At 19.7% G+C, this 21,310-nt stretch carries 26 protein-coding genes; 6 read left to right on the top strand and 20 right to left on the bottom strand.

Annotated features, from left to right (window positions below):
- Positions 1-5: 5 nt before the first annotated feature.
- The 4 genes from NHG04_00505 to glnS are packed head-to-tail and all read right to left on the bottom strand — an operon-like array spanning position 6 to position 3,453.
- A complete protein-coding gene (locus tag NHG04_00505; GenBank protein WGH27467.1) occupies positions 6-752 on the bottom strand; it encodes a TPM domain-containing protein in 747 nt (248 codons plus the stop codon).
- Entirely contained in the window at positions 752-1,375 is a 624-nt protein-coding gene (locus NHG04_00500; protein WGH27466.1) for a LemA family protein, read from the bottom strand. The genes NHG04_00505 and NHG04_00500 overlap by 1 nt, the downstream gene beginning before the upstream one ends.
- 21 nt (positions 1,376-1,396) lie before the next feature.
- Positions 1,397-1,834, bottom strand: a complete 438-nt coding sequence (gene ndk / locus NHG04_00495; GenBank protein ID WGH27465.1) for a nucleoside-diphosphate kinase — start codon at positions 1,832-1,834, stop codon at positions 1,397-1,399.
- Positions 1,835-1,851: 17 nt separating this feature from the next.
- Positions 1,852-3,453, bottom strand: a complete 1,602-nt coding sequence (gene glnS, locus NHG04_00490; protein WGH27464.1) for a glutamine--tRNA ligase — start codon at positions 3,451-3,453, stop codon at positions 1,852-1,854.
- Positions 3,454-3,482: 29 nt separating this feature from the next.
- On the opposite strand from glnS, the gene dapB reads away from it, so the two are divergent.
- Both dapB and lepB read left to right on the top strand, forming a co-directional pair.
- The gene (gene dapB / locus NHG04_00485; protein ID WGH27463.1) at positions 3,483-4,193 is read left to right on the top strand and encodes a 4-hydroxy-tetrahydrodipicolinate reductase; all 711 of its coding nucleotides are present in this window, start codon (positions 3,483-3,485) and stop codon (positions 4,191-4,193) included.
- Positions 4,187-5,536 (top strand): signal peptidase I, encoded by a 1,350-nt coding sequence (gene lepB / locus NHG04_00480; protein WGH27462.1) that lies wholly within the window; start codon positions 4,187-4,189, stop codon positions 5,534-5,536. Before dapB ends, lepB begins: the two co-directional genes overlap by 7 nt.
- A 3-nt stretch (positions 5,537-5,539) precedes the next feature.
- Here the strand turns inward: lepB and miaA are convergent, their stop codons facing one another.
- Genes miaA through rnr form a run of 5 tightly spaced genes read right to left on the bottom strand, consistent with a single transcriptional unit; the run spans position 5,540 to position 9,988 of the window.
- On the bottom strand, positions 5,540-6,457 hold the full coding sequence (gene miaA / locus NHG04_00475) for a tRNA (adenosine(37)-N6)-dimethylallyltransferase MiaA (protein WGH27461.1): 918 nt from the start codon (positions 6,455-6,457) through the stop codon (positions 5,540-5,542).
- A gap of 3 nt (positions 6,458-6,460) precedes the next feature.
- The gene (locus tag NHG04_00470) at positions 6,461-6,874 is read right to left on the bottom strand and encodes a nucleoside deaminase (GenBank protein ID WGH27460.1); all 414 of its coding nucleotides are present in this window, start codon (positions 6,872-6,874) and stop codon (positions 6,461-6,463) included.
- A gap of 20 nt (positions 6,875-6,894) precedes the next feature.
- Positions 6,895-7,458, bottom strand: a complete 564-nt coding sequence (locus NHG04_00465; protein WGH27459.1) for a 50S ribosomal protein L25 — start codon at positions 7,456-7,458, stop codon at positions 6,895-6,897.
- Positions 7,458-8,111 (bottom strand): hypothetical protein, encoded by a 654-nt coding sequence (locus tag NHG04_00460; protein WGH27458.1) that lies wholly within the window; start codon positions 8,109-8,111, stop codon positions 7,458-7,460. The genes NHG04_00465 and NHG04_00460 overlap by 1 nt, the downstream gene beginning before the upstream one ends.
- Before the next feature lie 2 nt (positions 8,112-8,113).
- Positions 8,114-9,988: a ribonuclease R gene (gene rnr / locus NHG04_00455; protein WGH27457.1), complete on the bottom strand. Its 1,875-nt coding sequence runs from the start codon at positions 9,986-9,988 to the stop codon at positions 8,114-8,116.
- A gap of 172 nt (positions 9,989-10,160) precedes the next feature.
- Here rnr and rplU point away from each other — a divergent pair, with 172 nt between their 5' ends.
- The 3 genes from rplU to NHG04_00440 are packed head-to-tail and all read left to right on the top strand — an operon-like array spanning position 10,161 to position 11,633.
- Positions 10,161-10,481 (top strand): 50S ribosomal protein L21, encoded by a 321-nt coding sequence (gene rplU, locus NHG04_00450; protein ID WGH27456.1) that lies wholly within the window; start codon positions 10,161-10,163, stop codon positions 10,479-10,481.
- Positions 10,482-10,486: 5 nt separating this feature from the next.
- Positions 10,487-10,732 carry a 50S ribosomal protein L27 gene (rpmA, locus tag NHG04_00445; GenBank protein ID WGH27455.1) on the top strand — a complete coding sequence of 82 codons (246 nt, stop codon included), beginning with the start codon at positions 10,487-10,489 and terminating at the stop codon, positions 10,730-10,732.
- A gap of 13 nt (positions 10,733-10,745) precedes the next feature.
- A complete protein-coding gene (locus tag NHG04_00440) occupies positions 10,746-11,633 on the top strand; it encodes a flavin reductase (GenBank protein WGH27454.1) in 888 nt (295 codons plus the stop codon).
- On the opposite strand, the gene NHG04_00435 is transcribed toward NHG04_00440, so the two are convergent.
- Genes NHG04_00435 through rpsF form a run of 7 tightly spaced genes read right to left on the bottom strand, consistent with a single transcriptional unit; the run spans position 11,617 to position 16,686 of the window.
- Positions 11,617-12,318: a metal-dependent hydrolase gene (locus NHG04_00435; protein WGH27453.1), complete on the bottom strand. Its 702-nt coding sequence runs from the start codon at positions 12,316-12,318 to the stop codon at positions 11,617-11,619. The genes NHG04_00440 and NHG04_00435 overlap by 17 nt on opposite strands.
- Positions 12,319-12,331: 13 nt before the next feature.
- Positions 12,332-13,192 (bottom strand): 1,4-dihydroxy-2-naphthoate octaprenyltransferase, encoded by an 861-nt coding sequence (gene menA / locus NHG04_00430; GenBank protein ID WGH27452.1) that lies wholly within the window; start codon positions 13,190-13,192, stop codon positions 12,332-12,334.
- Positions 13,189-14,010, bottom strand: coding sequence for a 1,4-dihydroxy-2-naphthoyl-CoA synthase (menB, locus tag NHG04_00425; GenBank protein ID WGH27451.1), 822 nt, complete (start codon positions 14,008-14,010; stop codon positions 13,189-13,191). Before menB ends, menA begins: the two co-directional genes overlap by 4 nt.
- Entirely contained in the window at positions 14,010-15,524 is a 1,515-nt protein-coding gene (locus NHG04_00420; GenBank protein WGH27450.1) for a glycine--tRNA ligase, read from the bottom strand. Before NHG04_00420 ends, menB begins: the two co-directional genes overlap by 1 nt.
- 1 nt (position 15,525) lies before the next feature.
- Positions 15,526-15,984: a 50S ribosomal protein L9 gene (rplI, locus tag NHG04_00415; protein WGH27449.1), complete on the bottom strand. Its 459-nt coding sequence runs from the start codon at positions 15,982-15,984 to the stop codon at positions 15,526-15,528.
- A gap of 6 nt (positions 15,985-15,990) precedes the next feature.
- Positions 15,991-16,272: a 30S ribosomal protein S18 gene (gene rpsR / locus NHG04_00410; GenBank protein ID WGH27448.1), complete on the bottom strand. Its 282-nt coding sequence runs from the start codon at positions 16,270-16,272 to the stop codon at positions 15,991-15,993.
- A 42-nt stretch (positions 16,273-16,314) separates the two neighbouring features.
- The gene (gene rpsF, locus NHG04_00405; protein ID WGH27447.1) at positions 16,315-16,686 is read right to left on the bottom strand and encodes a 30S ribosomal protein S6; all 372 of its coding nucleotides are present in this window, start codon (positions 16,684-16,686) and stop codon (positions 16,315-16,317) included.
- A 92-nt stretch (positions 16,687-16,778) separates the two neighbouring features.
- On the opposite strand from rpsF, the gene NHG04_00400 reads away from it, so the two are divergent.
- Positions 16,779-17,030, top strand: coding sequence for a hypothetical protein (locus NHG04_00400; protein WGH27446.1), 252 nt, complete (start codon positions 16,779-16,781; stop codon positions 17,028-17,030).
- Positions 17,031-17,110: 80 nt separating this feature from the next.
- On the opposite strand, the gene rplS is transcribed toward NHG04_00400, so the two are convergent.
- Genes rplS through NHG04_00380 form a run of 4 tightly spaced genes read right to left on the bottom strand, consistent with a single transcriptional unit; the run spans position 17,111 to position 21,305 of the window.
- A complete protein-coding gene (gene rplS / locus NHG04_00395) occupies positions 17,111-17,443 on the bottom strand; it encodes a 50S ribosomal protein L19 (GenBank protein WGH27445.1) in 333 nt (110 codons plus the stop codon).
- Positions 17,444-17,494: 51 nt separating this feature from the next.
- Positions 17,495-19,324, bottom strand: a complete 1,830-nt coding sequence (ftsH, locus tag NHG04_00390; GenBank protein WGH27444.1) for an ATP-dependent zinc metalloprotease FtsH — start codon at positions 19,322-19,324, stop codon at positions 17,495-17,497.
- Positions 19,325-19,329: 5 nt separating this feature from the next.
- Positions 19,330-19,677 (bottom strand): ribosome silencing factor, encoded by a 348-nt coding sequence (gene rsfS, locus NHG04_00385; protein ID WGH27443.1) that lies wholly within the window; start codon positions 19,675-19,677, stop codon positions 19,330-19,332.
- Between the two features lie 23 nt (positions 19,678-19,700).
- On the bottom strand, positions 19,701-21,305 hold the full coding sequence (locus NHG04_00380; protein WGH27442.1) for a YidC/Oxa1 family insertase periplasmic-domain containing protein: 1,605 nt from the start codon (positions 21,303-21,305) through the stop codon (positions 19,701-19,703).
- Between the last annotated feature and the right edge of the window lie 5 nt (positions 21,306-21,310).

The following is a 21,310-nucleotide window of genomic DNA, read 5'->3' as shown; positions in this document are numbered from 1 at the left end:
ATTAATTACCAAGATCCTCCAGCTCCTCCTCCACCAAAATTTCCTCCTTCACCAAAATTTCCTCCTTCACCAAAATTTCCTCCTTCACCAAAATTTTCAAAATCATCATCATTTTTAAAAATATTGGTAAAGAATAATATATTTAATATTTCTGATGGACCGAATAAATAAATTAAATAAATAATAAATATTATTAATAAATAATAATAATTATTATTATTTAATTTATTTTTATTATTATTATTATTAATAATATTTATAATTGCATTAATTATTTTATTTAAAGTTAAATAATAATTATTTTTTTTAATAAAAGGAATTATATTATTAATAATTCTTTTACATATAGCATCAGTTAAATATGGTTCTAATCCATATCCTATTTGTATAGATATTTTTTTATCATTTGGAATTAATAAAATAATTATTCCATTATCTTTACCCTTTTGTCCAATTTTCCATTTTTGTCCCAAATTAGTAGCAATAAAATTAGGATTATCGTTATTTATATTATTTATAATAACTACTAAAATTTCTACAGAAAAATTTTTTTTAATTTGAATTAATTTGTTATTTAATTGTAAAATTTCTTTCTTTGATAATATACCTACATAATCATTGACTGGTTGAGAAGGAGTTGGTAATTCATTTATTGTATTTGGTAATTCATTAAATTGATGGTTAGAAGAAGTTGGTAATTGTATTAAATAAAATATAAAAAAAAAATTTAATAGAATTAAATATAATTTCATTATTTATTATTAACTTTTCTAAAGTTATAATAATTATTAAAATTAATAATTGGTGATTTTTCTATATTATTATTATCATATTTTAAATAGCCTTTTTCTTTAAATTTTGTAAAAAGTTGAGAAATTAAGAAATTAGGAAATTTATTACGATAAGTATTGAAATGTTGTACTTCTATATTAAAACGATTACGTTCTATATTAATACGATTTTCAGTACCTTCTAATTGACTTTGTAATTCAAGAAAATTTTCTGTAGATTTTAATTCTGGATATTTTTCTACTGTTACTAATAATTTATTAATAGAATTATGTAATAATTCTTGTGCTTTGTTAAATTTATTTAGTTTTTCTTGACTTAAATTATCATTAATCATAGAATAAGTAGCATTAGCTCTAGCTTTAGTAACTTCTATAATTGTAGATTTTTCAAATTTTGAAACTCCTTTAACTATATTAACTAGATTGGGAATAAGATCTGCACGACGTTGATAAGAATTTTCTACTTGTCCCCATTGAGTTTTAACTTGTTCATTCAAAGTAACTAATTGATTATATACTATCAATATCCAAAAAAATATTATGCTAATTATAATAAATATATAATGTTTTATATTGAAATTCATAATTAATTTTTTTAAAATTATTTATATAAATATATTATTAATATATATTTCTCTTTTAGAAAAAAAGAAAGTTATTTCTTTTATAGCATTTTTATAACTATCTGATCCATGAATTGCATTTTTTTCTATTGATTCAGCATAAAGATTACGTATAGTACCTTTTTCCGATTCTTTTGGATTAGTTGATCCTATAATAGTCCTAAAATCTTCTACAGCATTTTTTTTCTCTAAAACAGTTACAACTATAGGTCCTGATGATATAAATTTAGTCATTGATTCAAAAAATGATTTTTTTGAATGTATATAATAAAAACGTTTAGCATCTATTTGAGATATTAAAGTCATTTTAAGTGCTATTATTTTAAAACCGGTATTATTTATCATATTTAAAATAAAAGATGTATAACCTTTTTTAATAGCATCTGGTTTTATTAAACCAAATGTAATGTTTTTTAACATATATCAAAAATAATGGATTATTTTTTAAGTTTGACAGTTCTATTAAATAGAATATTATTATTTTCATAATCGTAATCTGTATAAAAATAACCTAAACGTTGAAATTGATAATTAACTCCTATATTAGCATGTTTTAAACTAGGTTCTCCGTAACCAATAATTTTTTTAAAAGAATTTTTATTTATTTTGTTATTAACAAATAATTTATCATAAAGACAAATATTTATTTTAATTGCATGTTGAATAGACACCCAATGTAATGTACTTTTAGTTTTTCGGAAATTTTTACGACTATTTGAATCATAAGTACAATGAATTTCATTAATTTTTCCATTATTATCTTTTTTAAGAGAAATAGCTTTTATTATATAAGAATTTTTAAGACGTACTTCATAACCAATAGATAATCTAAAAAAATCATAGGTTTTATGTTCCATAAAATCTTCACGTTCAATATATATTATTTTTGAAAATGGAACTTTTCGTTTACCATAATTAATATCTTCAGGATTATTTTCAATTTCAAACCATTCTATTTTATTATTAGGGTAATTATCAATTATTAATTTAACAGGATCTAATACAACCATTTTTCTATAAGCAATTTTATTAAGGTCTTTACGTATATGAAATTCTAATAAAGAAATATCAATAATATTTTCACGTTTTGTAATACCTATTGTTTTACAAAAATCACATATTGATTTAGGAGTATAACCTATACTACGTAATCCACTAAGTGTAAGTATACGAGGATCATACCAATTATTAATAATTTTTTTTTCTATAAGAATATTTATTTTTCGTTTACTAATAAAAGTATTACTAATATTTAGTCTAGAAAATTCTAACTGTTTAGGACGTATATTATTTGGGTCTACTATTTGATCTAAAAACCAATTATAAAGTTTACGATGATTTTCAAATTCTAATGAACATAAAGAATGTGATATTTGTTCAATATAATCTGATTGACCATGTGTCCAATCATAAGTAGGATAAATAAACCATTTGTTTCCAGTATTATGATGTGATTTTTTTAGTATACGATACATTACAGGATCTCGTAAATTCATATTATCAGAATACATATCAATTTTTGCTCGTAAGACACAACTACCTTCATTGAAGAATCCGTTTTTCATTTTTTCAAAAAGATCAAGATTTTCTTCTACTGAACGGTTTCTATATGGGCTAGGTATACCTTTTTCAAAAGGGGTTTTTCTTTGAGCATTAATTATTTCTTGTGATTGATTATCTACATAAGCTTTATCTTCTTTTATAAGTTTTTTAGCCCATTTATATAAAATATCAAAATAATTAGAAGCATAATGTTCTTCATTCCATATAAAGCCTAACCATTGTATATCTTCTTTAATTTTTTTAATATAATGTTTATGTATTTTAATGTTAAGTGGATTTGTATCATCAAAACGTAAATTAACATTAACTCCATATTTTATGCCTAATCCAAAATTTAAACAAATTGCTTTAGCATGTCCAATATGTAAATAACCATTAGGTTCTGGAGGAAAACGAAATTTTAATTTCGTTTTTGGAAATCCTTTTTTTAGATCATTTTCTATTATTTCTTCAATAAAATTGTTTTTATAATTCATATATTTAAAAAATAAAATAACATTAATATATGAATATAGCCATAATAGGATATGGACAAATGGGAAAAGCTATTGAAAAAATAGCTAAAAAACGTAAACATAATATTATTTATATAACTTCTTCTAAACCAGAAGTTGATAATTTAAAAAAAGCAGAAGTAGCTATAGAATTTACTAAACCAGAATCAGCTTTTGAAAATTTAAAAATTTGTTTAGAAAATAAAATTCCTATAGTATGTGGAACAACAGGTTGGTTGAATAAATTAAAAATGATTGAAGATATTTGTAAAAAAAATAATGGAACTTTTTTATATTCTTCTAATTTTAGTATTAGTATGAATATTTTTTTTAAAATTAATAGTTTTTTAGCTAAGATGATGTCATCATATATACAAAATTATAATATAATAATAGAGGAAATACATCATTTAAGAAAATTAGATAAACCTAGTGGTACTGCCATTTCTTTAGCTGAAGATATTATTAAAGAAACTAATAAAAAAAATTGGTATTTATTAGATAATAATAAAGATGTTAAAAGTAATGAAATACCTATTTTATCTAAAAGAATTGAAAATACTATAGGTACACATATTATTACTTATTCTTCTAATATAGATTATATAAAAATAAAACATAATGCATATAATAGAGATGGATTTGCATTAGGTGCAATAATTGCTGCAGAATGGATAAAAGATAAAAAAGGTATTTTTTCTATGAAAGAAGTTTTATGTTAATTATTTTTATAATTGGGTTTTTTATTATTCAATTTTTAAGTACATGGAAACTTTATCAAAAAGCTGGTAGAAAATCATGGGAAGCAGCTATACCTATATATAATATAATTGTAATGATACAGATTATTAAAAAACCTATTTGGTTGATATTTCTTTTTTTTATTCCAATTATTGGAACTATAATGTTTTTTTTATTATGGATAGAATTTATGTTTTGTTTTGGTAAAAGTTCAAATAAAGATGTTTTATTAATATTATTAACATTAGGATTATATTTTTTTATATTAAATTACAATAACAAAATAAAATTTATTGGTGTAAATAATAGAAATAAAGAAATATCAAATATATTATATTCTATAATGTTAGTTTCATTTATTCATAATTATTTATTTCAACCATTTATTATACCTACTCCTTCTATGGAACCTACATTATTAGTAGGTGATTTTATAATTGCCAGTAAATTTCATTATGGATTACGACTTCCTATTACTCCAATAAGTATTCCGTTAACACATAATAAAATTTTAGGAATTCCTTCATATATTAAATCTATTAGATTACCTTATTTTCGTTTTCCTGCTATAAAAAAAGTCTATCGTAATGATATTGTTATATTTAATTATCCATTAGATAATAATGTTTTAGATCGTAAAGATTTTTATATAAAACGTTGTGTAGCTATACCCAACGATGTGGTAAAAATACATAAAGGTATTTTATACATAAATGAAAAACCTGAAAAATTACAAAATATAAATAAAGAATATTCTTATATAGTAAAAACTATATTACCGATTAATAAGAAATGGTTAAGTAACCAAGGAATAAAATATATATTAGTTGATAAGACTAATAATATATATACATATAATATTATAATGAATGAAAGTAAAGAAAAATTATTTAATAATGTTAATACTATTAAATTAGAAAGAATTAATTTTAAAGAAAATTTTTTTCCAAAAGAATTAAATTGGAATAGTGATTTTTATGGTCCAATAAGAGTTCCTAAAAAAGGAACTATAATTTATTTAACAAAAAAAAATATATATACATATAAAGATATAATATGTAAATATGAAAAAAATTCTTTAATAGAAAAAAATAATAATTTTTATATAAATGGTATTAAATCTTCTAAATACAAGATAAAACAAAATTATTATTTTGTTATGGGAGATAATCGTAATAATTCATTTGATTCTAGATATTGGGGTTTTTTACCAGAAGATCACATTGTAGGAAAACCTATATTCATATTTATGAGTATTGATTGGGATGTAATAAATCCATTAAATATATTTAGGATTAACAGAATTATGAAATTTTTCAATTAATTATTATTCTAGATAATTTTTTATAAAAAGTAAAATTTTATCTTTTTCTTCTTCAGAAGAAAACCATTTAATAATGTCATTATCATGTTTATACCAAGTAATTTGTCTTTTAGCATAATGTCTTGTATTTATTTTTATTTTTGTTATTGCTTGGGATAAGGTTAATTTTCCTTCTATGAATTCAAAAATTTCTTTATAACCTATAGTTTTATTTAAAATATTTAAATGTTTATACTTATACAAATTTTTAGCTTCTTCTATTAAACCATTTTGAATCATATTATCAACTCTATCATTTATTTTTTTGTATAATTTGTTACGACATAATGTTAATCCTATTTTAATAATATTAAAATAACGTTTAACACTTTTATTTTTTCTAAAATAAGAAAAAGGTTTTCCTGTATAATCAATAACTTCTAAAGCACGTAAAATACGATAAGTATTATTCTTATCAATTTTTTGATAAAAAAAAGGATCATATATTTTTAAATATTCTTGTAAATAATTTATTCCTTTTTTTTTAAAAATTTCACACCATATTATTCTAATAATATTTGGTATTTTAGGAATTGGATCTAACCCTTTAGTTATTACTTTTTCATAAAATCCAGATCCACCTACCATTAAAACAATATTTGAATTAATAAAAAGTTTTTGTAATGTATTTAATACATCTTTCTCAAAGTCTTTAACAGTATATGATTGATGTATACTTAAATGACCTATAAAATGATGTTTTACAATATTTAATTCATGTTCATTTGGAATAGCTGTTCCAATTTTTATTTCTTTATAAAATTGTCTAGAATCACATGAAATAATATTATCAATTTTAAGTTTTTTTGCTAAAAAAATAGATAATGAAGTTTTACCTACTGCTGTAGGTCCTACAATTGATAATAATATTTTTTTTTGCATTTATTATTTTCTTTTTTTTTTAAAAAATTGTTGTAATAATAAAATAGATTCTTTTGACATTATTCCAGATTTATATATTGTTTTTGGATGAAGTTTTATTTTCATTTTTGAAAAACCTATTTTATAATCTATTGCTCCAAATACTATTCTACTTATTTGTGACAAATATAAAGCTCCAGAACACATTATACATGGTTCTAAAGTTACATATAATGTACATCCTTTAAGATATTTTATACCTAATTTATTAGAAGCAATTTTAATAACTTGCATTTCTGCATGTGCAGTAACATTGTTTAATGTCTCAATAAGATTATGAGATTTAGCTATAATAATATTATTATGAGTTATTATTGCTCCTATAGGAACTTCATTTTTATGAAATGCATTAATTGCTTGATTCAAAGCTTTTTTCATAAAAAAAATATCATTATACATTATGTAATTTTAGAAGTTTTTACCATAGCAATTATAGTATTTATAGGATGTAAAATATTATAATTAGATTTTGGGAGATCATTTATGCAAATACGATCTCCTAATTCTAAAGAATTAATATCTAATTCTATATATTTAGGTATATAATAAGGTTTAGCTTTTATATTTAATTTTTTTAAAATAAAATGAAATTTTCCTCCTTTTGAAACTCCTGGTGAACGTCCAATAATTTTTATTGGAACTTCTAAAGAAATTTTTTGATCTTTATCTAAGATAAAAAAATCTGCATGTATTATTTTATCACTTACTGGATGATATTGAATATTTCGTATTATAGTTTCAAATTTTAAATGGGCATTTAATTCTTCTTTAGTGTTAAATAATTCTAAATTTATTTTATGTATAATTGGTGGATAAATTAGATTTTGTATATCTGTATAAGATATAAAAAAGGGAATATTTATAGATTTATTATATAATATACATGGTACTTTTTCAAGTTGTCGTAAATAATTACTATTTTTTTTTCCTAATTGTTTTCTTATTATTCCTTTAATAGTCATTATAATGAATTTTTTAATGTCTGTATAGTAGGTAGTAATCTTTTAAAAAATTTAAATAAAATAAGATTAGGTAGAAATAAATTTTTTATAAAAATTAAAAATCCAATTATTAAAATAATTAATCCTAAATAATAATTTATATTAAATAATATTTGTTTATTAAAATTTATTAAATAAATAAATAAATATATTTTTATTAAATCGGTAAAAAAAAACGACAATAATAATATGCTAATAAACAATAATTTTTTCATATAAAAAAATGAAATAATAAAAAAAATTGAAATCCAAAATAAAATTGTATTAATATTAATAATATTTAATATAAAACCTTGAAAAAAGTAGTTTTTAACAAAAATTTTTTTTTTTTTTAAAAAAAAATAAAATATATAACAATATAATATTATTGTTAATATTCCATATATTTTATAATATATTGAATTGTAATTATTCAAATAATTTTTACTATAATTAGCTATTATTATAAATATAATATCAGCTAATATAACTCCTAAATTTAAAATTACTGCTGATTTGAATCCTTTAGATAAACTGGTTTCAGATAAACTTGTTTCTATAATAAAAAAAAATATTGGTCCTATAGTTATAATACTAAGTATAATTCCTAAAAAAATGGCTGTTATATATAACATATTTAATTATCAATTGATAAGTTTAATTTTTTTTTTTCTAAATCAACATCAATAATTTTTACTATTATTTTTTTTCCAATAAAAAAAATATTACGATTATTTATACCTATAATATTATAATTAATAGGATCAAATATATATTTATCATCTTTTATATCACGTAATCTAATCATACCTTCAGTATACAATATTTGTATATAAATTCCCCATTCAGTAATACCTGAAATAATTCCTTCTAATTTTTTTCCTATAAATTTTTTCATATATTTTATTTGCATATATTTTATATATATTCTTTCTGCACTTATTGCTAATCTTTCACGTTCACTGCAATGTATAGATTGTTTTTCATAATCGTTAGTTGAAACTGATTGACCAGAATTTAAATAATGATTTAATAACCTATGAGCAATAATATCTGAATATCTTCTAATAGGTGAAGTAAAATGACTATAATAATTAAAAGATAATCCATAATGACCTATATTATTTGTTGAATATTTAGCTTTACTCATTGCACGCATTATTAATGTTTCAATTATATTTTGTTCTTTAGAATTTTTTATAATATTTAATATTTTTTTTACTGAATAATTAAGAGTTTGATTATTTTTAAGATTTAAATTAAAGCCTAATTGTTTTAAAATTTGTTTTAAAATTTTAAGTTTTTCAATATTAGGTTTATCGTGTATACGATAAATATATGTCCGTTTTAATGGTTTATTATTAATTCCTAAACTAATAAATTCTGATACTTTTTTATTTGTTAGTAACATTAATTCTTCAATTAAATTATTAGAATCATTATTATATTGTAAATATAAATTAATTGGATTATTTTTTTTTCCTAAAATGAATTTAATCTCTGCCTTATTAAAATCAATTGATCCATTTTTTAATCGTTTTTCTCTTAACTTTTTAGTTAAAGAATTTAACTTAATAAGTTCTTTATAAAAAAGACCTTTTTTAGAGTCTAAAATTTTTTGAACTTCTTCATAAGAAAATTGTTTATTGGATTTTATAATTGTTTTTCCAAACCAACTTTTTAAAATTTCAGCTTGATCATTCATTTCAAATATTGCTGAAAAACTTAGTTTTTCTTCATTTTGACGTAATGAACAAAATTTATTTGATAAAATTTCTGGTAACATAGGTATTACACGATTTATTAAATATATAGAATTAGCTCTTTTATATGCTTCTTTATCAAGAAAACTATTTTTTTTAATAAAAAATGTTACATCTGCAATATGAATACCTACTTCCCAATTACCATTTGGTAATTTTATCAAAGAAATAGCATCGTCAAAATCTTGAGCATCAATTGGATCTATTGTAAAAGTATTTACATTTCGCATATCTTTTCTGTAACTTATTTCTTTTTCAAAAGAGATATTTGAGACAATATTTTTAGCTTCATCTTCTACTTCTTTAGGAAAACTACGATAACATAATCCTAATTCTGCTAATATAGAATATATTTCTGTTTCAGAATTACCTGAGTAACCTAAAATTTCTAGAATTTCTCCATATGGATAATCTGATTGATTGGGCCAATCTATAATACGAATTATAACTTTTTGGTATTTGGATGCACCATTTAAAAAATTTTTTGGAATATATACATTTATATTAAAATTATTAATAATTACAAAATTATAATTTTTATATAAAATTAATTTACCAACATATTTTTTTTTATTTCTTTCAATTATATTTAATACTTCACCTTTATAATTATTTATAATACGTATTTTGACTTTATCTCCTGGAATTGCATTGTTTCTTTTATTTTTAGGGATAAAAAAATGATTATCATAACCATCTATAGTAACAAAAGTATATCCGAAATTGTTAATATTAATAGTTCCTATCATCTAAATTTATTAAACATTAAAAATAAATCTTTTTTTATATACTAAACAAAAAAAAATTTATTTAAATATAAATAATATAATTATATTAATATATATAATTTTATATATATTTTAAAAAAATTATTATAAATAATAATATATATATAAATAAATTATATAAATAAAATGTTATATGAAATTTATGGCAATTGTTGACATAGCAGGATTACAATATAAAATTTATGAAGGACAATTTATATATGTCCCTAAATTAAATTATAATTTGGGAGAAGAATTTTGTTTAAAACAAATTTATTTATTATTTAATAATAATATTTTAACTATAGGATCACCTATAATAAAAAATATTAATATAAATGCAAAAGTTTTACAACATTTAAAAAGTAAAAAAATTATAGTTTTTAAAAAGAAAAGAAGAAAAGGATATAAAACTAAACATGGACATAGACAATGTTTTACAAAAATTAAAATAATTTCATTAAATAAAATTTAAATATTATGGCTCATAAAAAAGGTGTAGGAAGTTCTAAAAATGGTAGAGATTCAAAAAGTAAACGTTTAGGTGTAAAAATTTTTGGAGGTCAATTTATTAAATCAGGTAATATAATATTACGTCAACGTGGTACTAAACATTATCCTGGTATAAATGTAGGGATGGGAAAAGATCATACATTATATGCTAAAATAAATGGAAAAGTTTGTTTTCATAAAAAAAGAAATAATTCTTTTGTATCTGTAATATAAATTAAAATTTGGGATGAAATTTAATAGAATTTTAAATCCTAAAAATTTAACATTGGTAGAAAAACAAAATTTATTAAATAATGCAGTAAGCCCTCGTCCTATTGCTTTGGTTAACACCATTAATAAAAATAATGAATCTAATATTGGTATATATAGTTATTATAATATATTAAGTATAAATCCAATGATTTTAGGATTTTCAATTATTAATTCAAAAAATAATATTACATATCAAAATATATTAAATATTCCAGAATTAACAATTAATATTGTTAGTTATGATATTATTCAACAAGCATTTCTTTCAAGTATTAATTATAATAATTCAAATAAATTTAAAATAACTGGTTTTACTGCTATATCCTCAAATATTATAGAGCCACCTAGAATAGGTGAAAGTAAATTATCTTTTGAATGTAAAGTCCAAAAAATAATTTCTTTAGAAGAAGAAAAAAGCAAATCTAAAGGATATGGCACATTAATTTTATGCAAAATATTATTAATTCATATAAATGAAAAACAATTTTATAAAACACAAAATTTATCTTTTAAATATTTAGATGTTATAGGTGTATTAGATAATTATTCATGTATACATATAATAAAGAAAAAATTATTTATAGGACTTAAACCTTTAAATTCAAATATTTTGGGTTTAAATAAAATACCTGATAAAATACGATATAATACATTACTAACAAAAAATGATTTAGCTATTCTTGCTAATATTGAAAAATTACCAACAAATGAAGAAATTATTTTATTTATTAATAATAATAATATAAATAAATATTCATATATTGATTTATATAAATTATTTCGTTCTTTTCTAAAAAAAGGGTTTATAAAGGAAGCATGGATAATTTTATTTAAAGCTGAAAAAATTATTGATTCAATTTAATATGCTCTCCTGTTTTTAATAATATTAATTCTTTGTTTTTATTCAAAAACAATTTTTTTGCATCATTATGATTAATTTTAATTGAATTAAATGTATCATAATGTACACCTAAAATTTTATTACATTTAATAAAATTAGAAGCTATTTCTGCTTCAATAAAATCCATGGTAAAATGACCACCTATTGGTAATACTGCTAAATCTAAATTAATAAATAAAGGTATAAGTTTCATTTCTTTAGTTAAAGCAGTATCTCCTGCTAAATAAATATTTCCTTTTTTAGTTTTTAAAATAAAACCACCTGGATTTCCTCCATATGTATTATCTTTAAAAGAACTTGAATGAGATGCAAAAACATATTTAATATATCCAAAATTAAAATTAATAAAAGATCCGTAATTTAATCCATAAGTTTTAAATCCTTTATTTGAATAATAATTGGCGATTTCATAATTAGAAATTATTAATGTTTTTTTACGTATAGCAAAATTTTCAACATCAGAAACATGATCATAATGAGCATGAGTAATTAAAATATAATCAGGATTTATATTTAATAAATATTGATTTACCAAATCAAATTTATTAATAAATGTAGGATTATCTGTAAAAAAAGGATCTACTAAAATATTAGTATTTTCAACTGAAATTAAATATGTTGAATGAGAATAAAAAGTTAAAATCATTATTTTTTTAATTTTAATACCATTGACTAATAAATAAAGAATATATTAATGTAGTATATGATATAATTTTTAATTCATGATTAAAATTTTTTATAAAAAAAATATTTTTAATATGATTAAAAATAATTATACTAAAAAAAAACATAAAAATCCATTGATATATGCCTTTATAATGTTTATAAAGTATAATTAAACTTAATATAATAGGCATTAACATTAATAATGTATGATAAATTTTAGCATTTTTTAAACCTAATTTTACTGCTATTGTATATTTTTTATTTTCTTTATCATTTTTAATGTCACGCATATTATTGATATTAAGTACTCCAGTACTTAAAAATCCTATAGATGAAGCTGGAATTAATATTTCCCAGTTAAATTGATGAGTATATAAAAAATAACTTGCTTCTACAGAAATTAAACCAAAAAAAATAAAAACTATTAAATCTCCCCATCCTTTATAACCATAAGCATAAATAATATTTATTGTATAATCTAATGCAAATAATATGCATATTAATGCACCTATTATGAATAATATAGCTAAAATTATATCATCTTTAAAAGATGTATATATTAATAATAATGATGATAAAAAAGATATTATTGTAATAATAATTATTGTTTTAATAATAGTATAAATACTTATACTAGCAATACTTATACGATTATCTATTCCATTAATCCAATCTCCATAATCATTTGATAGATTGGCAATTATTTGGAATAATACAGCTGTAATACATGTTAATATAAAAATTTTTATTTTAAAAAAACTTTTACTAATAAAAGAACCTAATATTACACCTGATAAAGATAAAGGCAATGTATGTAAACGTATTGTATACATCCATTTTTTTATAAGATTCATACAAATTTTGAAAATTTTTTAAAATTAGGTAAACGTTTTTCTAAAAAAGCTTTTTTTCCTTCTTTAGATTCTTCCATTAAATAAAACATTAATGTTGCATCTCCAGCTAATTGCATTAAACCATGTTGGCCATCTAATTCAGCATTCAAACACCTTTTAATTAATCTTAAGGCCATAGGACTATTTTGTTGTATACGTTTGCACCATGCAATAGTTGTATGTTCTAAAAAGTTTATAGAAACTACTTTATTTATCATTCCCATTTTTAATGCTTCTTTTGCATTATATTTTTTACATAAAAACCATATTTCTCTAACTTTTTTTTGACCTACATTACGGGCTAAATAAGAAGATCCAAAACCTCCATCAAAAGATCCTACTTTAGGTCCTGATTGTCCAAAAATTGCATTATTAGAAGCAATAGTAATATCACAAACTACATGTAATACATTACCTCCACCTATTGCATAACCATTAACCATAGCAATGACTGGTTTAGGAATTTCACGTATTTTTTTATAAAGATCTAATATATTAAGACGAGGAATACCATTTTTATCTAAATAACCTCCATTATCTCTAAGATTTTGATCTCCTCCACTGCAAAATGCTTTATTACCAGCACCAGTTAATATTACTACATCAATTTTTTTTTTTTCTATACAAAAATTTATTGCATCTAATAATTCAAAGACAGTTTCAGGACGAAATGCATTATATACTTTAGGTCTATTAATTGTTATTTTAGCAATTCCATTCCAATATTGAAATATTATATCTTCATAATTTTTTATACATGTCCAATTAATTTTATACATTATATTTTTTTTAATAAAGTTTTAATATTAGTATGATAATCTAAAAAATATTTTAATTTATTGATTGAAATTCGTTTTGATAACATAGAATCTCTAAAACGTATAGTAACATTATTATCTGATAAACTTTCATAATCTACAGTTATGCAAAATGGTGTTCCAATAGCATCTTGTCTACGATAACGTTTTCCAATAGATTCTTTTTCTTCATAAAAAAGATAGAAATTATATTTTAATATATTATATATATTTCTAGCCTTTTCTGGTAAACCATCTTTTTTTACTAATGGAAAAATTGCTGCTTTAATAGGAGCTATAGGAGTAGGTAATTTTAATACAATACGATTATTACCATTGGGTAATAATTCTTTTTTAAGTGAAGAACTAAATATAGATAAAAATATACGATCTAAACCAGCTGATGTTTCTATAACATAAGGTATATAACAACATTTTTTATATGGATCATAATATTGTAATTTTTTTTTTGAATATTTTTGATGATTTTGTAAATCAAAATCTGTTCTAGAATGTATTCCTTCTAATTCTTTAAATCCAAAAGGAAATTTAAATTCTATATCTGTAGCTGCATTTGCATAATGTGCAAGTTTTTTATGATTTATTAATCTATAATTAGATTGACCTAATCCTAAAGATAAATGCCATTTTAAACGAATTTCTTTCCAATATGAATACCATTTTTTATCTTCATTAGGTGATATAAAAAATTGCATTTCCATTTGTTCAAATTCTCGCATACGAAATATAAATTGTCTAGCAATTATTTCATTTCTAAATGCTTTTCCTATTTGAGCAATACCAAATGGTATTTTCATTCTACCTGTTTTTTGCACATTTTCAAAATTTGAAAATATACCTTGAGCAGTTTCTGGCCGTAAATATATATCAATTTTTTTTTCTTCGGTATTACCTAATTGAGTTTTAAACATTAAATTAGATTTTTGTATATCACCCCAATTATTATTAATAATTCCTAATTCAATCATTAATGATTTTAGGGATATTAAATCATTTGATTTTAATAGTTTTATACTACGTTCAAGTAGATATATTTTTTTTTTATTAAGGTCTATTAAATTAGTATTTGTTTTTGTAAAATTTTCTTCATTGAATGATTTTCCCAAAATTATTTTTTCATTATTAATTTCTTCTTTAATTTTATTTTCAATATATTCTATATAATCTTCAATTAAAATATCAATTCTATATTTAGACTTTGTCTCTATATTTTCTATTATTAAATCATTAAATGCATTGATATGACCAGAAGCTTTCCATATATTAGTATCCATCATAATAGCTGCATCAATACCTACAATATCTTCACGTAATTGTACCATAGATTTCCACCAAAAATCTTTTATATTATTCTTTAATAGAACACCATATTGACCATAATCATATACAGCACTTAATCCATTATAAATTTCACTTGAAGGAAAAATAAATCCATAAGCTTTTGCATGAGCAATGATGAATTCTAATTTACACATATTAATTTTTTGTAGAATTACTTAATATTTCAAATTCAATAGTTTTTTTTATATTAGAATCTAATTCTATAGTAGCTTTATATATTCCTATATATTTAATTTTTTTTTCTAAGAATTTTATATTTTCTTTTTTAAGAGAAATATTTTTTTCTTTCAAATAATTAATAATTAATTGTTCATTAATTGAACCAAATAATTTCCCTTTTGTATCAGTGTTTAAATATAATTTAATATTTAAAGAAGATAATTTTTTAATTAAATCATTATATTTATTATAAATAAATTTATTTTTTTTATTTTTTTGTTTTATAATTTCATTAACATCTTTTATTGATGTTTTAGTAGCTAAAATTGCATATCCTTTAGGAAATAGATAATTTCTAGCATATCCAGATTTAACATTTAAAATATCATATTTTATTCCTAATGTTTTTATATCTTTTTTTAAAATAATTTTCATGATAAATTATTTTAATTCGTCACTTATAAAAGGTAATATTGCAATATGACGAGCTCTTTTTATTGCAATACTTAATTTTTTTTGAAACTTTTTGGAAGTACCTGTAAGACGACGAGGTAATATTTTTCCTTGAGTATTTATAAATTTAATTAAAAAATCATATGATTTATAATCAATATATTTTATATTGTTTTTTTTAAAAAAACAATATTTGGATTTAGGTGGTGTATCTATTTTAACTTGTGAAAGATATTTAAATTCTTGTTCTTCATTATTATTATTATTCATAATTTTTATTTTTAATAAAATTAATAAATTTTAAAATATTTTCTATGATTTTTTATTGATATCTATATTATCAAGATTTTTATCTTTTTCTTTATGAAGATTTCTTTTATTTTGAGAATAAATAATAGCATATTTATTCATTTTTATTATAATAAAACGTATAATACGTTCATCTTGTCTTAATTTTAATTCAAAATCATAAATTTTAGAAGGAATTATTTTAAATTCAAAAAAATGATAAAAAGCCGAATATTTATTATCTATTGTATATGATAATTTTTTTAACCCCCAATGTTCTTGATAAATAATTTTTGCATTAAATTTAAAAAGAATATTTTCATATTCTTTTATAGTATCTTTTAATTGAATTTCTGATAAAACTGGTGTAAAAAGAATAATTGATTCGTATTGCATTACGATATATAATTAATTTAATTATTAATTAAATTTTTTTTTTAAAAAAAAAAGAATTAATTTGTACAAATATATATAAATTATTAATTAAAATGATTAAACAATTTAAATTAGTAGCATTTACAATAATATCAGTTTTTTTATTAAGTAGTTGTTTTAACAAAAAAGAAGTTGAAAATAAAGAAAAACTACAACAACAACAACAAGAACAACAACAACAACAACAAGAACAAGAACAAAACAAACAACACCCACAACAACCACAACACAAACAATACAAATACCCACAAACACAACAACACAAACAATACAAATACCCAAAAACACAACAACAAAGAAAGTAAATAAATTTTATTATTTGTTTTATTAAAAAATAAAAAAAAAAAAAGTAAATAAAATCATATTTACTTTTTTTTTTTTTTTATTAAAATTTATCTTTTATACGTGCTTTTTTTCCTTTTAATTTTCTAAAATAAAAAATTTTAGATTTTTTAACTTTACCTTTTTTATTTATTTCTATATTTTTAAGAGATGGTTGATTATGCATAAATATACGTTCTACACCTATATTTCCACTAATTTTACGTATAGTAAATGTATTTTGATTAGTTGTAATAACTATTCCTTTAAAATATTGCATTCTAATTCTTTCACCTTCTTTAATTTCATAATGAACTGTTATTGTATCTCCAGTATTAAATGAATATTTTTTATTTTCGATAAATTTATTTTGTACATATTCAATTATATTTTGCATATTAATAAACAAATTATTTATATATATAAAAAAAAATTATCAATTTAATTATCAATTTATAGAAAAAATTTCTTTTAAATCTTCTTTAAGAAGAACTTCTTTTTCTAAAAGTTTATTAGCTATTAAATTTAATTTATTTTCTTTTTCTTTAAGGATTTTTTTAGCTCTTATATATTCTTTATTAATAATATTATGTATTTCTTCATCAATAATATTGGCTGTTTTTTCACTATAAGGTTTTGTTAAAGAATAATCATTTTCTCCAGAAGAATCATAATAAGAAATATTACCAATTCTATTACTTAAACCAAAAATAACTACCATAGATTTAGCTTGTTTAGTAACTTTTTCTAAATCTATTAAAGCTCCTGTAGAAATACTTTTAAAAATTAATTCTTCTGCTGCTCTACCACCTAATAAAGCACATATTTCATCTTTCATTTGTTCTAATGTAGTTAATTGTCTTTCTTCTGGAAGATACCATGCTGATCCCAAAGAACGTCCTCTAGGAACAATAGTAACTTTTACTAAAGATGCAGCATGTTCAAGACACCAACTGATAGTGGCATGACCAGCTTCATGATAAGCAATACGTTTTTTTTCATTAGGTTTAATAATTTTATTTCGTTTTTCTAAACCTCCTACAATACGATCTATAGCATCAGTAAAATCTTGATTTTCTACTTCTTTTTTTCCTTTTCTAGCAGCAATTAATGCTGCTTCATTACAGACATTAGCAATATCAGCTCCACTAAATCCAGGAGTTTGTTGGGCTAAAAAATTAATATTAATATTCTTAGAAAGATTAATATTTTTTATATGTACATAAAATATTTCTTTTCTTTCATTTAATTCAGGTAAATCTACCATAATAATTCTATCAAATCTTCCAGGTCTAAGTAATGCTTTATCTAAAATGTCAGACCGATTAGTGGCTGCTATAACTATAACATTTGTATTAGTATCAAAACCATCCATTTCTGTAAGTAATTGATTTAATGTATTTTCTCTTTCATCATTAGCACCTGTTATATTATTTTTGCATCTAGCACGTCCTACAGAATCAATTTCATCAATAAAAATAATACATGGTGATTTTAATTTAGCTTGTGCAAATAAATCTCTAACTCTTGAGGCTCCAACACCAACAAACATTTCTACAAATTCTGGTGCTGCTAGAGAAAAAAAAGGTACATTAGCTTCCCCTGCTACTGCTTTAGCTAATAAAGTTTTGCCTGTTCCTGGAGGTCCAATTAATAATGCTCCTTTAGGAATTTTTCCACCTAATTTAGTATATTTATTAGGATTTTTTAAAAAATCAACAATTTCTTTAATTTCTTCTTTAACTTCATATAATCCAGCTACATCTTTAAATTTAATTTTAATATTATTATCCTCATCAAATATTTTAACTTTAGATTTACCTATATTAAATATTTGTCCTCCTGTACCACTAATTTTACGAAAAATAAAATACCAAAATAATAATATTATTATTATAAAAAAACCATAATCAAAAAAAAAATTATAAAATGTATAATGATAAGAATTATTAAATTCTAATGTAGTATTTATTTTATAAAGTTTTTTATAATTTTCAAATTTTAATTGAAATAATTGTAAATCACCTAAATCAAATTTATAAATTTTATTTTTAAATAGATTATTATTATTATCAGTTAAGATAATATTAGCTATTTCTTTATTATTTATAATAATTTTTTTTATTTTTCCTTTTGATAATAAGGAAAAAAATAAATCTTCATTAATTTTTTTAGTAGATAAAAAAAATGATTGATATAAAAATATTGTGAATAATATAATAAATATAATTATATAAATCAAAAATATATTATTTTTATTTTTTTTATTATTATTCATCTTTTTTAAAAGCTTAAATAGCTCTTTGCATAAACAGACCAAAAATATTCCAATTTATAAAACTCTCTTTCATAAGGTTGAAATATATGTATTATAATATACATATAATCAATTAATATCCATTTAGCGTTTTTTTTTCCTTCTATATTTAAATTTTTTTTATTTAAAAATTTTTCTATAGATCGACATATAGAATAAACATGATTACGAGAATTACCATTACATATTATTATATAATCATAAATTGTTTCTATTTTATTATTTATATCTAATAAAACTATATTTTCTCCTTTTACGTTTTTTATAACATTTATAATGTTTTTTAATACATATAAATCATTATTATTAAGCATTATATTTTTTTTTATGTTTAAACTTATTGATTAATTGTTTTTGTAAGATTATGAATTTTTTTAAAAAAAAATTTTTTTATTAAAAAATAAAAAATAATATTAAATATATTTAATATAAAATAATAGAGCGATAATGCAGAAGAATAGTTATTTATAAATAATAACATAATTATTATCATAATATATTGAATATATTTATTATTGTTGTTAGTAGTACTAATTTTTGTATATATTAATAATGCAATTATATATAATAATGAAAATAAACTTATATGATTTCCATAAATAGGAATTTTAAAAGGTAATTTAAATATAGAATCATAAGATGTTAAATCATTCGACCAAAGAAATTGTTGTCCCCGTAAATTTATAATAGTTGAAAAAAATTTAAATAGAGCATAAAATATAGGTATTTGTAAAAATATTGAAATAAAAGATAAAATAGGATTTATTCCAAATTTTTTGTATAATTCTATTATTGCTTTATTTTTTTTAATTGGATCATCATTAAATTTTTCATTTATTTCTTTTATTTTAGGATTTATTATACTAATAATAGTATTAATTAATAATTGTTTATAAGTAATGGGTAAAAAAATAATTTTAACAATTATTGTCATTAATATAATTATTAAACCATAATTTAATTTAGTATACTCCAAAATATAGAAAATTAATAAAAAAAAATATTTATTTATTAATTTTATTATTCCATATCCAAATGGAATAATATTTTCATAATTATTATGATTAATATTATTAAGAGATTTTAAGATTTTAAAATCTAAAGGACAAAAAAACCATTTAATATTAAAATTTAAATCATAATTATTTTTTATTAATGGTATTTTAATATTAAATTCTTTTAAAACATTATTAAACTTTTTTGTAGTAGATTCAATTATAACATTATTATATTTATTATCTAATGATAATATTGAAGTAAAAAATTGTTGTTTATTAGCTATCCAATTACAATTATTAATTAATTTTTTATTAAAATTTTTTTCACTTAAAAAAGTAAGTGAATTATTATTATTATAATATAAATTTGAAAAATTATTTTCATAATTTTTTTCTTTTTCAACAGAAAAAATTAATTGATTCCAATTAAAAATAATTTTATTTGATTTTTTATAAAAATTTTTACTTTTGATAAAAAAATCAATGTAATAATTATTATTATAAATTATATATATATATATTAATTTTACCTTATTAGGTAAGGTAGTTGTTAATATTAATTTTTTACCATTTTTTATATTTTTATATTTATGTTTAAATATTAAAAATGTAGTATCAATATTATTATTAATTAATCTATGTATTGAACTATAATTTTTTATTAAAAAAAGATTTTTATCATAATTATTATTAGTAGTATTATATGCTTTATAATTTTTTAATTCTAATTCACTAATATGTCCACCTATATTAGATATTTTTAATCTAATAAATTCATTTTCTAATAAAAAAAATTTATTTTTTTTTAAAAAAATTGATTTTAATATTTTGTTATTTTGATGTTTAGTGGTATTAGTGGTATTAGTATATTTATAATTTATTATTAAAATAATAAAACTTATTAATATAAAAAGATAAATATCTAATTTTTTTTTAATTGACATCATTT

This window comes from Candidatus Bostrichicola ureolyticus (assembly GCA_029851125.1).
GTDB classification, from domain to species: Bacteria; Bacteroidota; Bacteroidia; order Flavobacteriales; family Blattabacteriaceae; genus Bostrichidicola; species Bostrichidicola ureolyticus.
This window is presented reverse-complemented; position numbering and strand designations above follow the sequence as displayed.

Coding starts and splice junctions, on each gene's coding strand:
- NHG04_00470 (WGH27460.1), bottom strand. CDS start 6,874: ATGAAAAAAGCTTTGAATCAAGCAATTAATGCATTTCATAAAAATGAA.
- rplI (WGH27449.1), bottom strand. CDS start 15,984: ATGAAAATTATTTTAAAAAAAGATATAAAAACATTAGGAATAAAATAT.
- NHG04_00465 (WGH27459.1), bottom strand. CDS start 7,458: ATGACTATTAAAGGAATAATAAGAAAACAATTAGGAAAAAAAAATAGT.
- menB (WGH27451.1), bottom strand. CDS start 14,010: ATGTATAAAATTAATTGGACATGTATAAAAAATTATGAAGATATAATA.
- rpsR (WGH27448.1), bottom strand. CDS start 16,272: ATGAATAATAATAATAATGAAGAACAAGAATTTAAATATCTTTCACAA.
- NHG04_00400 (WGH27446.1), top strand. CDS start 16,779: ATGATTAAACAATTTAAATTAGTAGCATTTACAATAATATCAGTTTTT.
- rplU (WGH27456.1), top strand. CDS start 10,161: ATGAAATTTATGGCAATTGTTGACATAGCAGGATTACAATATAAAATT.
- lepB (WGH27462.1), top strand. CDS start 4,187: ATGTTAATTATTTTTATAATTGGGTTTTTTATTATTCAATTTTTAAGT.
- glnS (WGH27464.1), bottom strand. CDS start 3,453: ATGAATTATAAAAACAATTTTATTGAAGAAATAATAGAAAATGATCTA.
- ftsH (WGH27444.1), bottom strand. CDS start 19,324: ATGAATAATAATAAAAAAAATAAAAATAATATATTTTTGATTTATATA.
- ndk (WGH27465.1), bottom strand. CDS start 1,834: ATGTTAAAAAACATTACATTTGGTTTAATAAAACCAGATGCTATTAAA.
- rplS (WGH27445.1), bottom strand. CDS start 17,443: ATGCAAAATATAATTGAATATGTACAAAATAAATTTATCGAAAATAAA.
- rpmA (WGH27455.1), top strand. CDS start 10,487: ATGGCTCATAAAAAAGGTGTAGGAAGTTCTAAAAATGGTAGAGATTCA.
- NHG04_00500 (WGH27466.1), bottom strand. CDS start 1,375: ATGAATTTCAATATAAAACATTATATATTTATTATAATTAGCATAATA.
- NHG04_00420 (WGH27450.1), bottom strand. CDS start 15,524: ATGTGTAAATTAGAATTCATCATTGCTCATGCAAAAGCTTATGGATTT.
- miaA (WGH27461.1), bottom strand. CDS start 6,457: ATGCAAAAAAAAATATTATTATCAATTGTAGGACCTACAGCAGTAGGT.
- rsfS (WGH27443.1), bottom strand. CDS start 19,677: ATGCTTAATAATAATGATTTATATGTATTAAAAAACATTATAAATGTT.
- NHG04_00440 (WGH27454.1), top strand. CDS start 10,746: ATGAAATTTAATAGAATTTTAAATCCTAAAAATTTAACATTGGTAGAA.
- NHG04_00460 (WGH27458.1), bottom strand. CDS start 8,111: ATGTTATATATAACAGCCATTTTTTTAGGAATTATACTTAGTATTATA.
- dapB (WGH27463.1), top strand. CDS start 3,483: ATGAATATAGCCATAATAGGATATGGACAAATGGGAAAAGCTATTGAA.
- NHG04_00435 (WGH27453.1), bottom strand. CDS start 12,318: ATGATTTTAACTTTTTATTCTCATTCAACATATTTAATTTCAGTTGAA.
- rpsF (WGH27447.1), bottom strand. CDS start 16,686: ATGCAATACGAATCAATTATTCTTTTTACACCAGTTTTATCAGAAATT.
- menA (WGH27452.1), bottom strand. CDS start 13,192: ATGAATCTTATAAAAAAATGGATGTATACAATACGTTTACATACATTG.
- rnr (WGH27457.1), bottom strand. CDS start 9,988: ATGATAGGAACTATTAATATTAACAATTTCGGATATACTTTTGTTACT.
- NHG04_00505 (WGH27467.1), bottom strand. CDS start 752: ATGAAATTATATTTAATTCTATTAAATTTTTTTTTTATATTTTATTTA.
- NHG04_00380 (WGH27442.1), bottom strand. CDS start 21,305: ATGTCAATTAAAAAAAAATTAGATATTTATCTTTTTATATTAATAAGT.